This is a genomic window from Achromobacter sp. RW408, from assembly GCF_003184165.1.
Taxonomy (GTDB): domain Bacteria; phylum Pseudomonadota; class Gammaproteobacteria; order Burkholderiales; family Burkholderiaceae_B; genus Achromobacter; species Achromobacter xylosoxidans.
The window spans coordinates 880,938-892,938 of record NZ_QHHO01000049.1 but is presented as its reverse complement, the minus strand read 5'-3'; the positions used below and the strand labels follow the sequence as shown (position 1 = coordinate 892,938).

The following is a 12,001-nucleotide window of genomic DNA, read 5'->3' as shown; positions in this document are numbered from 1 at the left end:
CCCGCGTGGCCTCCTCTCGCGGAAACGACGCGCTCACGCCATGCCGAGCAGCCCTTCGCACAGGCGTGGCGACTTCAGCTTCTGCAGCCACCACTTCAACGCCTCGCCCGGCGCCTCCGCCCGCCACGCATACGCCACGTGCTCGGTCAGCGACATGCCCTCGTCGGTATCGCAGACCACCAGCACGCCCTGCGCCAGATAGGGCGCCGCCAGCGTCAGCGGCAGGTAGCCGCAGCCCAGGCCGCGGATCTGCGCCTCGATCTTGGCCTGCATCGTCGGCATCACCAGCGTCGGTTGCTCGGCCAGGATGCCGCGGGATTGAGGCGGCAGGTTGCGCGAGGTGTCGGCCACCACCACCGCGCAATAGCGCGTGATGTCGGCGCGGCTCAAGGGCTGCGGAGCCGACGCCAGCGGGTGATGCGCGGCCACGCAGAAGCCGAACTGGGCCTGGCCCATGGTCTGTGAGCGGTAGGGGCCGGTGGGCTCGCCCGCCGCGCCCGCGCCGATCACGAGGTCGGCGCGGTTCGAGGTCAGCGCGTCCCAGTTGCCGCTCAGCACTTCGGTCGAAAAGCGCAGCGTGGTCGCGCTGCCCAGCGCCTGGAACTCTTCAACCAGGTCGTACAGCGGCCGCCACGGCAGCACCGCGCTGACCGCGATGCGCAGTTCCACCTCCCAGCCGGTCGCGATGCGCTTGACCCGGCAGGCCAGATCGTCCAGCGACTGCAATACGTGGCGGCCATCCTTGAGCAGGGTCTCGCCGGCTGGCGTCAGCACGGCGCGGTGGCCGGATCGGTCGAACAGCAGCACGTCCAGCCCATCCTCCAGCTTGCGGATCGCGTAGGTCACGGCGGAGGGCACCTTGTCCAGCTCGCGCGCCGCCTTGGCGAAGCTGCCGTGGCGCGCGATCGCGTCCACCAGGACCAGCAATTCGGGGGTGATCGGCTGTTGCATGGGGACGGGCTCCGGAAAATATCATTCAAATAATTTGAATGGTTTCTTCAAATCATAGCGTCAAACCGGCTGCCAAGTACGCGCACAATGTCATTCATGCCGGTTGCGCAGCGTTGTCTTCCCGACCAGAAAGCAGGGAAGCCAGCCACCGCGAAACCATTCACTTATTTGAAACAGGGAGTCCACTATGCTTACCATTCGCCGTAGCGCCGAACGCGGTCACGCCAACCACGGGTGGCTCGATTCGTTCCACACCTTCTCGTTCGCCAACTACTACGATCCGGCCCATATGGGTTTCGGCGCGCTGCGTGTGATCAACGATGACCGCATCGCCGCCGGCCGCGGCTTCGGCACCCACGGGCACCGCGACATGGAGATCATCACCTACGTGCTGGACGGCGCCATCGCGCACAAGGACAGCATGGGCAGCGGTTCCACCATCCAGCCCGGCAACGTGCAGCGGATGAGCGCTGGCCGCGGCGTGATGCATTCCGAGTTCAACCCGCGCGCCGACAAGGAAACGCACATGCTGCAGATCTGGATCGAGCCGAACGTCACCGGCATCGCGCCGGAGTACGAGGAAAAGGCGTTCAGCGACGCGCAAAAGCGCGGCCGCCTGCAAGCCCTGGTGTCGGGCGACGGCGTCGATGGTTCGATGATCATCCACCAGGACGCGCGGCTCTACGCCGGCCTGTTCAACGGCGACGAGTCGGCCACGCTGGAACTGGCCCCCGGCCGCCGTGCCTGGGTGCACGTGGCGCGCGGCGGCCTGACGGTCAATGGCGTCGCCCTGGCGGCCGGCGACGCGGTCGCCATCAGCGATGAAACGCGGGTGGCGCTGTCCGGCGGCGACAACGCCGAGGTGCTGGTGTTCGACCTGGCCTGACGGCCGGCGGCCGGGCGGACCAATGGTCCGCCCGGCCTGTTTTCGATGCGTGGCCGGTCCGCCGTCGGGCGATGGCGCGGCAGGCGGTTCAGCAAAGGCCCCCGGGGCCTTAACATGGTCCCAAGACGGCCAACCTACAGGAGCATTTCCATGTCCACCTTGTCCCAACCCGGCGATAGCCAGATCGAAACCGTGGTGGTGCCGCGCAGCAGCGATCTCGGCGGCTTCGAAGTCCGCCGCGCGCTGCCCTCGGCGCAGCGCCGCACCGTCGGCCCGTTCGTGTTCCTGGACCACATGGGCCCGGTCGAATTCGCCGCGGGCTCGGGCATTGACGTGCGCCCGCATCCGCACATCGGCCTGTCCACCGTGACCTACCTGTACGAAGGCTCGATGGTGCACCGCGATGGCGCCGGCAACACGCAGACCATCCTGCCGGGCGAAGTGAACTGGATGACGGCCGGCCGCGGCATCGTCCATTCCGAACGTTCCTCGCCCGAAAGCCGCCAGGCCGCGCAGCGCCTGACCGGATTGCAGATCTGGGTCGGCCTGCCCAAGGCGCACGAGGAAACCGATCCCGGCTTCACCCACTACGGCCTGGACGCCCAGCCCGTGGTCGAAGGCGAGGGCGTGCGCGCCCAGGTCGTGGCCGGCTCGCTGTTCGGCAAGACCTCGGCCGTCAAGACCCATTCGCCGCTGTTCTATGGCGACATGCAGTTGCGGGCCGGCGCCGTCACGGTGCTGCCCGCCGAACATGAAGAACGCGCCGCCTACCTGGCGGTCGGTTCGGTCGAGGTGGATGGGCAGGTGTTCGAAAGCGGCCGCCTGATCGTGTTCGCGCCAGGCCGCCCGGTGCAGATCCGCGCCTGTACCGACGCGCGCTTCGCGGTGCTCGGCGGCGAGCCGCTGGAAGGCCCGCGCTTCATCTGGTGGAACTTCGTCTCCAGCAGCAAGGACCGCATCGAGCAGGCCAAGCAAGACTGGCAGCGCAACCGCTTCGGCCAGACCGTGCCGGGCGACGAGACCGAGTTCATCCCGCTGCCGCCGCCGCGGGCCTGACGTCGGCGGCCGGAGCGTCGGGGCGGCATGCGCCCGGCGGCTCCGGCCGATTCGTCGCCTATCGGGCTTTCAGCAACTCGAACGCCTCTCCCTTGAACACGCGCGCGGGGCCGCCCCGTGCCACCTCGTGGTGGAATTGCCGCCGCCGGGCGCGTTCCGTGGCGTGCGCGGCCTGCTCGTGTTGGGCCAGCCGATGCGCGATCAGCAGCGCGGCGATGCGCTTGTTGGCATGCTGGCTGCGTTCGGACTGCACCTTCACGCTGATGCCCGTTGCCACGTGCGTCGCGCGCACCGCGGATTCCGTCTTGTTGACGTGCTGGCCGCCCGGCCCGGATGAACGCGTCGTTTCGAAGCGTATTTCCGCGTCGAGGCGGCTGGCGGGCGGGTCGCAGCGCAAGGCGCCGATGAACCAGTTCTTGCGTTGATGGCCAGGGCGATAGGGGCTGGGGCAGATCCACTGGATCGATCCCTCCCAGCACGCGGCCAGGCCGGCCGCGCCGGGGCCGTCCAGGGCCAGCAGCACCGAGCGGTACGTGCCGGCCTTGGCGCCGCTCTCCCGTTCGAGGATATCGACGCCAACGCCACGGGCCTCGGCCTCGCGCAACAGGTAGGCGAGGGCCTTGGCGACCGCCAGGCAGCATTCGTCGGGCCCCTGGGCCGCGGATAACTGTAGCAGCATCATCAGCAGCACTCCCCCCGGGTCTTGTAGGTCAACACCGGGCGCAGCCTGGCCAGCACCGTCAGCAGGCCCGCTTGCTGCAGGCTGGCGATGATGCTGTCCACGGGCTTGTAGGCTTCCGGCGCTTCCTCGTAGATCAGCTGCCTGTCCTGGCATATCACGTGGCTGCCCAGCCGGGTCTTGCTCAGTTGCGCGGGGCTGTAGCGTTTGAACAGCCGGTCCTTGCACTCGCTGCGCATCCATTTTCGGCCCGCGCCGTGCGCCAGCGAGAACAGGCTGGCCTCGCTGGCGATCGGCGCCACCAGATAGCTGAAATCGCCGCGCGAACCGGGGATGATGACCGGTCCGCCGTCGGACGGGGTCGCGCCCTTGCGGTGCAGCCAGCCCGCTTCTCCGGCGATGGTGGCCGGGGTCACCAGGTTGTGGTCGACATCCAGTACCTGTTCGCCGTCCACGCCCCAGCGCGCCAGCATGCGGCGCGCAATCAGGTGGCGATTGGCTTGCGCGAACCGCAACGCGTCGTCGTGTTGCGCCAGGTAATCCCGGCATGCGGCGCTGTCCTGCTCGAGGCCGTCATGGCCATGGCGACGGACATGTTCCTCCAGGATCGAGCGGCCCAGGCCGCGCGAACCGCTGTGCACCAGCAGCAGCAGCTTTTTCTCGTCGATGCGCAAGGCCGCCAATGCCTGCGCATCGTGGATTTCATCGATGCACTGCAACTCGGCGAAGTGGTTGCCGCCGCCGATGGTGCCCAGCGCCTGCCGATGGCCCACGCCGGCGGGCGCCAGTTCCGACACCAGTGCCTGCCACGTGTCGTCCAGCGGTTCGTCGATGTTGCGCAGCCGCTTGTCGAGCTTGTCCGGCGCGACTTTGCGGCTTTCCAGGTTGGTCGACCAGAGCGCCATGCCGCAGCCGATGTCGCCGCCGATCAAGGCCGGATACAGGCGGCCGAGCGAGAAGAACGCGGCGCCCACTGGATAGCCGCGTCCGGGATGCAGGTCCGGCATGCCCGCGACGCGGCGCATGCCGGCGAGCCTGGCGGTGGTGTGTAGTTGTTGGATCGCGTTGCCTTCGATCCAGGTGTCGTCCGAGGCGATCAATGTGACGCGCTCGGACAATGCTTGAATGCAATTGCCCATGGAAATTCCAGATTAGGTCATGAGAAGGGCTGCTCTCATTGCGATACGAATGAGAGACCCTGTCAGGCAGGTCCGGGCCAGGGCAATGCGAACGGTCTGCCGCTATGAGCGGCAAGGAAATTCGAACGTGCTAGACGCGGCCTGCAACGGCGGAAGTCTGTTGTTGCATGGTGCTTTCCTCCTGTGCAGTCGGTGGGTATGGGCGGGGCCGCGCATCGGGCGCGGCGCCTCGGGGCTGGCGAAGCCGGGACGCAATCAAGGCGCCGCTTGCCGGGAAGTCGGCACTGTATCACCGATCGCGGCGGATGGATCGGGGCGCGCGCGAAGAACCGTGATTTCGTTCTTCATGGCGTCTGAATTGCGCCACACAGTATGATGCGCATCCCTAACGTGATAACAATCGGGATGGAGACATCATGCAACGTTTTACCCTGAACGCGCTGCGCGGCCTGGCCGCGCTGGCGCTGGTCCACGGCGCCGCCGTGGCGCAGGCCGCCGGCTATCCGGCCAAGCCCATCGTGTTCATCGTGCCGTACACCGCCGGCGGCACCACCGACCTGGTGGCGCGCACCGCCGGCGCCAAGGTGGCCGAGAAACTGGGCCAGCCCGTCATCGTCGAGAACCGTCCCGGCGCGGGCGGCAACATCGGCATGGACGCCGTGGCCAAGGCCGCGCCGGACGGCTACACCATCGGCTTCGGCGCCATCTCCACCAATGCGCTCAATCCTTTCGTCTATCCGTCGATGCCGTTCGACCCGACCAAGGACTTCACCGGCATCAGCATGCTGGGCGCGTCCTCGGTGGTGCTGGAAACCGGCCCGTCGCTCAAGGCCGACAGCGTCAAGGACCTGGTGGCCTACGCCAGGCAGCATCCTGGCACCGCCTTCGGCACGCCTGGCACCGGCACCTCGATGCACCTGGCCGGCGTCATGTTCGACCAGCTCACCGGCGCCGGCATGCAGCACATACCCTACAAGGGCAGCGCGCAGGCGCTGAACGACCTGCTGGGCGGCCATCTGCCGATCATGTTCGACAATCTGCCGGCTTCGCTGCCGCACATCAAGTCGGGCAAGGTCCGCGCGCTGGCCGTCACCGGCAGCAAGCGCGCGCCGGCGCTGCCGGACGTGCCGACGCTGGCCGAACTGGGCTACGGCGGGGCGGTGGTGGACCCGTGGTTCGCGGTCTATGGCCCGGCCAGGATGCCGGCGGAAATCACCAACGCGTTGAGCGAAGCCTTCCAGGCCGCGCTGGCGATGCCGGACGTCAAGGACAAGCTTGAGCAAGCCGGCTTCATGCCCTATGGCTCGACGCCGGCGGAAGTGGAGCGCCTGACGCGCAGCCAATACGAGTCGTTCAAGGCGCTGTCGCAGAAGGTGAAACTGTCGGCTGACTGATCGGCACGTCGTCGGCGCGTGCCGCGCGGTTGGCCGAACCGGTCGCAAGCGCTGACTGCGGGCGCGATCACCGCGTGTCGCGCCCTTGCCGCGGGCGCGGCGAACCGGCTGGAAGATCAGCGGCCGCGGGCGAACACCTGCTCGCGCTGTTCCACCAGCGCTTCACGGCGGATGAAGTCGCGCACGAAGTCGTCGGCCGGGTGGTGGTGCAGGTTGTAGGGCGTGTCCCATTGCGCGATGCGCCCGGCCGCCATGACGCCGATGCGGTCGGCGATGGCGAAGGCCTCGGCCTGGTTGTGCGTCACCAGGATGGCGGTGTGGCCCGTGGTCTTCAGGATCTCCCGCACCTCGAAGGCGAGGCGTTCGCGGGTGTCGACGTCCAGATTCGAGAACGGCTCGTCCAGCAGCAGCAGGTCGGGCGAGGGCGCCAGGGCCCGCGCCAGCGCCACGCGCTGCTGCTGGCCGCCGGAGATCTCGTGCGGATAACTGTTGGCGGCGTGCGCCAGGCCCACCAGGGCCAGCATCTCTTCGACGCGGCGAGCTCGCTCGGCGCGTTCCAGGCGGCGCAGGCCGAAGGCAACGTTTTGCGCCACCGACAAGTGCGGGAACAGCGCGTAGTCCTGGAACATCATGCCGACGCGACGTTTTTCGGGGGCGACCTGTTCGGCAGGCGAGGAAATGACCGCGCCATCGAGCAGGATGCGGCCGGCGCGCACCGGTTCGAAGCCGGCGATGGCGCGCAGCACGGTGGTCTTGCCGCAGCCGGATTCGCCCAGCAGGCAGCCGATGTGGCCGGCGGGCAGGCCCAGCGTCAGGTCCTGCACCACGGGCCGCAGGCCCTTGGGGGTGTCGTAGGCCAGCGAGATGTGATCGAGTTCAAGCAGTTCGGGCACGATGTTCAATGTCCCATTTTCAGATTGGTGCGGGCCAGCAGGATGACGGGCAGCAGGCCGGCCAGCACGATCGCCAGCGCGGCGACCGCGCCTTCCTCGTAGGTGCCGCGGGCCGCTTCGGCATAGAGCCAGGTGGCGAGCGTGTCGAAATTCATGGGCCGCAGCAGCAGCGTGGCCGGCAATTCCTTCATGGCGTCCACGAACACCAGCAGCGCGCTGGCCGCCAGCGCCGGGCGCAGCAGCGGCAGGTGGACGCGGCGCAAGGTGCCCGCCGAGCTTTCGCCCAGCAGCCGCGAGGCCTGTTCCAGCGACGGCGGAATGCGCGCCAGGCCGGCTTCGAGCGCGCCGGTGGAGATGGCCAGGAAGCGGATGGCATAGGCGCACACCAGCGCCGCCATCGAACCCATCAGGAACAGGCCGCTGCCGCCGAAGACCTTGGCCACCGCGGTGTCGATCCAGACGAAGGGCGTGAGCAGGCCGATGGCCAGCACGGTGCCCGGCACGGCGTAGCCCAGGCTGGCGACGCGGGCGCAGGCGCGGCCCGGATTGAAGCCGGCGCTTTCGCGCAGCGTGCGGCCGGCCCAGGCCACGACCAGACCGCAGACCAGCGTGACGAGGGTGGCGCTGAACGCCACGATCAGCGTGTTGCCCAGTCCGTTGAGCAACTGGCTGGAAACGCCGCCCACCAGGTGCAGCCGCTTGTAGGTCTCGACGACCAGATACAGCGCCGGCGCGACGAAGCCGACCACCACGGGAATCCAGCCCAGCACCGCCGCCAGCACGGCGGCCGCGCCGCGCAGCCGCCGCGGCTGCATCGGCCGCATGCGTTGCGTGTTGGCGTAGCGCTGGCGCTTGCGGCCATGGCGCTCAAGCAGGATCAGGCCGATGACGATGGCCAGCATGGTCAGCGCGATCTGCGCCGCGCCGGCCAGATCGGAACGCGTGACCCAGGTGGTATAGACCGATACGGTCAGCGTCTGCACGCCCAGGAATTCCGAGGCGCCGATGTCGTTCAGGGTTTCCAGCAGCGCCAGGCTGACGCCCACCACGATGGCCGGCCGGGCCAGCGGCAGCGCCACCCGGAAGAACACGGCGTAGCGGCCGGCGCCCAGCGTGCGGGCCGCTTCCAGCAGGCTGGCCGCCTGCGTCATGAACATGACGCGGGTGCTCAGGTAGACATAGGGATACAGCACGAAGCCCAGCACGAAGATGGCGCCGTAGATCGAGCGCAGGTCCGGCAGCCGGAACTGGCGCGGGCTGTCGTAGCCCAGCAGCGCGCGGATGCCGCTCTGGATCGGGCCGATCGGATGCAGCAGGTCGAGATAGGCGAAGGCGATGATGTAGGTCGGCACCGCCAGCGGCAACAGCAGCGCCCAGGTCAAGGCGCGCCGCGAGGGGAATTCGTAGGCCGTCACCAGCCAGGCCGAGCCGGTGCCCAGCAATGTCACCAGCACGCCGACGCCGGCCAGCAGCACGGCGGTGTTGGCCAGCGCCTGCGGTAGCACATAGGTGGCCAGGTGTCGCCAGTGCGACAGATCGCCGCCCAGCGCCCACCAGACCAGGGTGAGCACCGGCGCCAGCACCGCCAGGCCGATCAGGGCGGCGCCGGCCAGCCAGCCGGTGCCGCGTTCAGCCCAGCGCAAACGCAGTGGCCGGGGCAGAGAATCTGTATGCATGCTTCAGAAGGTTTACTGCGGGGAAGACGCCGCGCGGGCGGCGCCTATAGTAGCGTCAAGGCCTGCCGTCGCCCGTCCGGGTGTTTTCCGGGCGAGCGAGGGCAGGCCTGAGTGCCGCGAGACGGCGCCCGTGGGCGCCGCCTGGCTGCGGTTTAGTTGTCGAAACCGACCTTGTCCACCAGCTCGCTGGCTTGCTTGCGGTACTTGGCGATCTCGGTCAGGGGCAGGGGATCGACCTTCAGTTCGCCGAAGCTGGCGATGACCGGGTCGAGCTTGACGCCCTTGCGCACCGGGTACTCGTAGTTGGCCTGCGCGTACAGCGCCTGCGCCGGCTCGGACACCAGGAAGTCGAGCAGCTTGATGGCGTTGGCCTTGTTGGGCGCATGGGCCGCCACGGCGGCGCCGCTGACGTTCACGTGGGTGCCGCCGCTCTTCTCGTTGGCGAAGGTCGGGCGGACCACCTTGATGGCGTCGCCCCACTTGCGCGCGTCGGTGCCGGGTTCGGCGTTCTTCATGTGGCCGACATAATAGGCGTTGGCCAGGCCGATGTCGCAGATGCCGCCCAGGATGTCGCGGGCCACGTCGCGGTCGCCGCCGGCGGCCTTGCGGGCCAGGTTGGCCTTGACGCCGCGCAGCCACTTCTCGGTGGCCTCGGCGCCGTCATGGGCGATCATGGAGGCGACCATGGCGGTGTTGTAGGGATGCTGGCCCGAGCGGATGCAGACCTTGCCCTTCCATTTCGGGTCGGCCAGGTCCTCGTAGCGGAAGGATTCCAGCTTCAGGTCCTTTTCGACGTACAGCACGCGGTCGCGCAGCGACAGGGCGTACCATTTGCCATCGGCGCCGCGCAGGTTGGCGGGGATGACCGATTCCAGCGTCTGCGACTTGATCGACTGCGTCACGCCGCCGTCCACCAGGTCGAGCAGGTTGCCGATGTCGACGGTCATGAGGACGTCGGCGGGCGACTTGGCGCCCTCGGCCTTGACGCGTTCGAGCAGGCCGTCCTTGACGAAGACGGTGTTGACCTTGATGCCGCTTTCCTTGGTGAAGGCGTCCAGCAGCGGCTGGATCAGCTTCGGTTCCCGGGTGGTGTAGAGGCTGACTTCCTCGGCCGCGTGGGCCGGGACGGCGAAGGCGGCGGCGCCGGCCAGGGCCAGGGCGCGCAGCAGGGTGGTCATTTGGGGACGCTTGGACATAGGGACTCCGGCAAAGCGGTCTGCTAACGAAAATGATTATCAAGTCAGAGCGGGACGATAACAGGAAGTTTTATCGTATTCAACTCAATGTAAGACTGTGCATAAGACCCTTGATCCCCATCAATACGGCATAAGGGTATTACGGAATAATGAGAGCAATTATCATCAAGTCCCTGTAGAATAGGGACAACCCTAATGCCGGGCGCGTCTTTTGTGCGCCATGGCGAACCCCTCGCGGAACGAGCCGAGGCCGTTGCGGTTTCCCGCCGACCCCTGGTTCCGCCCTTACTAGATACGACATGGCTGCTTTCAATACCGAGCGCGTGCTGAGCGTGCACCACTGGAACGACACCCTGTTCTCCTTCACCACCACGCGTGACGCGGCCCTGCGGTTCCACAACGGCCACTTCGTCATGATCGGCCTGGAAGTCGAAGGCAAGCCGCTGCTGCGGGCGTACAGCATCGCCAGCGCCAATTACGAAGAGAACCTCGAATTCCTCAGCATCAAGGTGCAGAACGGTCCGCTGACCTCGCGCCTGCAGCATCTGAAGGAAGGCGACACCATCCTGGTCAGCCGCAAGCCGGTCGGCACGCTGGTGGTCGACGACCTCAAGCCCGGCAAGCACCTGTTCCTGTTCGGCACGGGCACGGGCCTGGCGCCCTTCATGAGCATCATCAAGGATCCGGACGTCTACGAACGCTTCGACAAGGTCATTCTGGTGCATGGCGTGCGCTGGGTCAGCGAGCTGGCCTACGCCGACTTCATCGAGAACGAACTGCCCAACAACGAGTTCTTCGGCGACGTGGTGCGCGAAAAGCTGGTCTATTACCCGACCGTCACGCGCGAGCCGTTCCGCAACCAGGGCCGCATCACCGAGCTGATGGAAAACGGCAAGCTGTGTGAAGACATCGGCATTCCCCAGATCAACCCCGAAACCGATCGCGCCATGATCTGCGGCAGCCCGCATATGCTGGCCGACATCAGCGCCATGCTGGACAAGCGCGGTTTCGTGGTGTCCCCGGGCGTCGGCCAGCCGGGCGACTACGTGGTCGAGCGCGCCTTCGTGGACAAATAAGGCGCGGTCCTTCCTTCGTGGCAAAAAAGCCCCGTTGCACATGCGACGGGGCTTTTTGTTTCCGGCGTTGCGATAAAGGCGGCAGCGCGGGCGCGCCGCCCCGGGGACGTCATTCGGGCTGGATGCCGGCCTTCTTGATGATGTCGCCCCACTTCTTCGACTCGGCCTGCTGGAACCGCGCCAGTTCCTCGGGCGTGGAACTGGCCGGGTCGGTGCCGGTCTGGGCATAGAACTGCTTGGCCGGAGCGCTCTGCGTGGCCTTGACCAGCAGCTCGTTCAGGCGCTTGACCACGTCCGGCGGGGTGCCGGCCGGCGCGTAGGCCGCGAACCAATAGCCCATCTCGTAGCCCGGCACGCCGGACTCGGCGATGGTGGGCACGTCCGGCGCCAGCGGCGAGCGCGCCTGGCCGGTCACGCCCAGGGCCCGCAGCTTGCCGGACTTGACCTGTGGCAGGCCCGTGGCGGTGTCGGTGATCATCATGTCGATCTGCCCGCCCAGCAGGTCGGTGACGGCCAGCGGGTTGCTCTTGTAGGGCACGTGCAGCAACTGCACGCCGGCCATTTGCTGCAGCAGTTCGCCGGCGATGCGGCTGCTGGAGCTGCCGCTGCCGAAGCTCAGCTTGCCGGGCGACTGGCGCGCCTGCGCCAGGAAGTCGCCCACCGACTTGGCGGCCGAGTTGGGGTTGACCACCATGATCTGGCCGCCCTTGCCGAGCAGCGAGATCGGCGCGTAGTCCTTGACCGGGTGGTAGGTCAGCGTCTTGTACAGATGCTCGTTGGCGGCGTGGGTGGTGTTGGTGGTGATCAGCACCGTGTAGCCGTCGGGCGCGGCGCGGGCCGCGGTGGCGGCGCCGATCATGGCGCTGGCGCCGGGCTTGTTCTCGATCACCACGGCCTGGCCGGTCTGCTCGGTGACGCCCTGGCCGATGGCGCGGCCGATCTGGTCGGTGGCGCTGCCGGCCGCGAACGGCACGATGAAGGTGATCGGCTTGGCGGGAAAGCCCGTCGCCGCCGTGCCCTGGGCCAGGGCCGTCAGCGGCAGGGCCGCCAGCAGC

At 67.7% G+C, this 12,001-nt stretch carries 11 protein-coding genes; 4 read left to right on the top strand and 7 right to left on the bottom strand.

Features of this window, described 5'->3' with window-relative positions:
- Nucleotides 1-33: 33 nt before the first annotated feature.
- Nucleotides 34-951 carry a LysR family transcriptional regulator gene (locus DK459_RS23635; RefSeq protein ID WP_006388234.1) on the bottom strand — a complete coding sequence of 306 codons (918 nt, stop codon included), beginning with the start codon at nucleotides 949-951 and terminating at the stop codon, nucleotides 34-36.
- Nucleotides 952-1,138: 187 nt separating this feature from the next.
- On the opposite strand from DK459_RS23635, the gene DK459_RS23630 reads away from it, so the two are divergent.
- On the top strand, nucleotides 1,139-1,837 hold the full coding sequence (locus DK459_RS23630) for a pirin family protein (protein ID WP_024068762.1): 699 nt from the start codon (nucleotides 1,139-1,141) through the stop codon (nucleotides 1,835-1,837).
- A 150-nt stretch (nucleotides 1,838-1,987) separates the two neighbouring features.
- Nucleotides 1,988-2,893: a pirin family protein gene (locus tag DK459_RS23625; RefSeq protein WP_006388236.1), complete on the top strand. Its 906-nt coding sequence runs from the start codon at nucleotides 1,988-1,990 to the stop codon at nucleotides 2,891-2,893.
- Between the two features lie 58 nt (nucleotides 2,894-2,951).
- On the opposite strand, the gene prfH is transcribed toward DK459_RS23625, so the two are convergent.
- Nucleotides 2,952-3,575 (bottom strand): peptide chain release factor H, encoded by a 624-nt coding sequence (gene prfH, locus DK459_RS23620; RefSeq protein WP_020927527.1) that lies wholly within the window; start codon nucleotides 3,573-3,575, stop codon nucleotides 2,952-2,954.
- Nucleotides 3,575-4,711, bottom strand: coding sequence for an RNA ligase RtcB family protein (locus DK459_RS23615; RefSeq protein WP_024068763.1), 1,137 nt, complete (start codon nucleotides 4,709-4,711; stop codon nucleotides 3,575-3,577). The genes prfH and DK459_RS23615 overlap by 1 nt, the downstream gene beginning before the upstream one ends.
- 416 nt (nucleotides 4,712-5,127) lie before the next feature.
- Between DK459_RS23615 and DK459_RS23610 the strand changes: the two genes are divergently transcribed.
- Nucleotides 5,128-6,105, top strand: coding sequence for a tripartite tricarboxylate transporter substrate binding protein (locus DK459_RS23610; protein ID WP_020927529.1), 978 nt, complete (start codon nucleotides 5,128-5,130; stop codon nucleotides 6,103-6,105).
- 116 nt (nucleotides 6,106-6,221) lie between these two features.
- Here the strand turns inward: DK459_RS23610 and DK459_RS23605 are convergent, their stop codons facing one another.
- From DK459_RS23605 to DK459_RS23595, 3 genes are all read right to left on the bottom strand, one after another.
- Nucleotides 6,222-6,998 (bottom strand): ABC transporter ATP-binding protein, encoded by a 777-nt coding sequence (locus DK459_RS23605; protein WP_026383520.1) that lies wholly within the window; start codon nucleotides 6,996-6,998, stop codon nucleotides 6,222-6,224.
- 5 nt (nucleotides 6,999-7,003) lie between these two features.
- A complete protein-coding gene (locus tag DK459_RS23600; RefSeq protein WP_049057377.1) occupies nucleotides 7,004-8,674 on the bottom strand; it encodes an iron ABC transporter permease in 1,671 nt (556 codons plus the stop codon).
- 152 nt (nucleotides 8,675-8,826) lie between these two features.
- The gene (locus DK459_RS23595) at nucleotides 8,827-9,870 is read right to left on the bottom strand and encodes a Fe(3+) ABC transporter substrate-binding protein (RefSeq protein WP_006388240.1); all 1,044 of its coding nucleotides are present in this window, start codon (nucleotides 9,868-9,870) and stop codon (nucleotides 8,827-8,829) included.
- A 299-nt stretch (nucleotides 9,871-10,169) separates the two neighbouring features.
- Between DK459_RS23595 and DK459_RS23590 the strand changes: the two genes are divergently transcribed.
- Nucleotides 10,170-10,946: a ferredoxin--NADP reductase gene (locus tag DK459_RS23590; protein ID WP_006388241.1), complete on the top strand. Its 777-nt coding sequence runs from the start codon at nucleotides 10,170-10,172 to the stop codon at nucleotides 10,944-10,946.
- Nucleotides 10,947-11,055: 109 nt separating this feature from the next.
- Here the strand turns inward: DK459_RS23590 and DK459_RS23585 are convergent, their stop codons facing one another.
- Nucleotides 11,056-12,000 carry a tripartite tricarboxylate transporter substrate binding protein gene (locus tag DK459_RS23585; RefSeq protein ID WP_110135263.1) on the bottom strand — a complete coding sequence of 315 codons (945 nt, stop codon included), beginning with the start codon at nucleotides 11,998-12,000 and terminating at the stop codon, nucleotides 11,056-11,058.
- Between the last annotated feature and the right edge of the window lies 1 nt (nucleotide 12,001).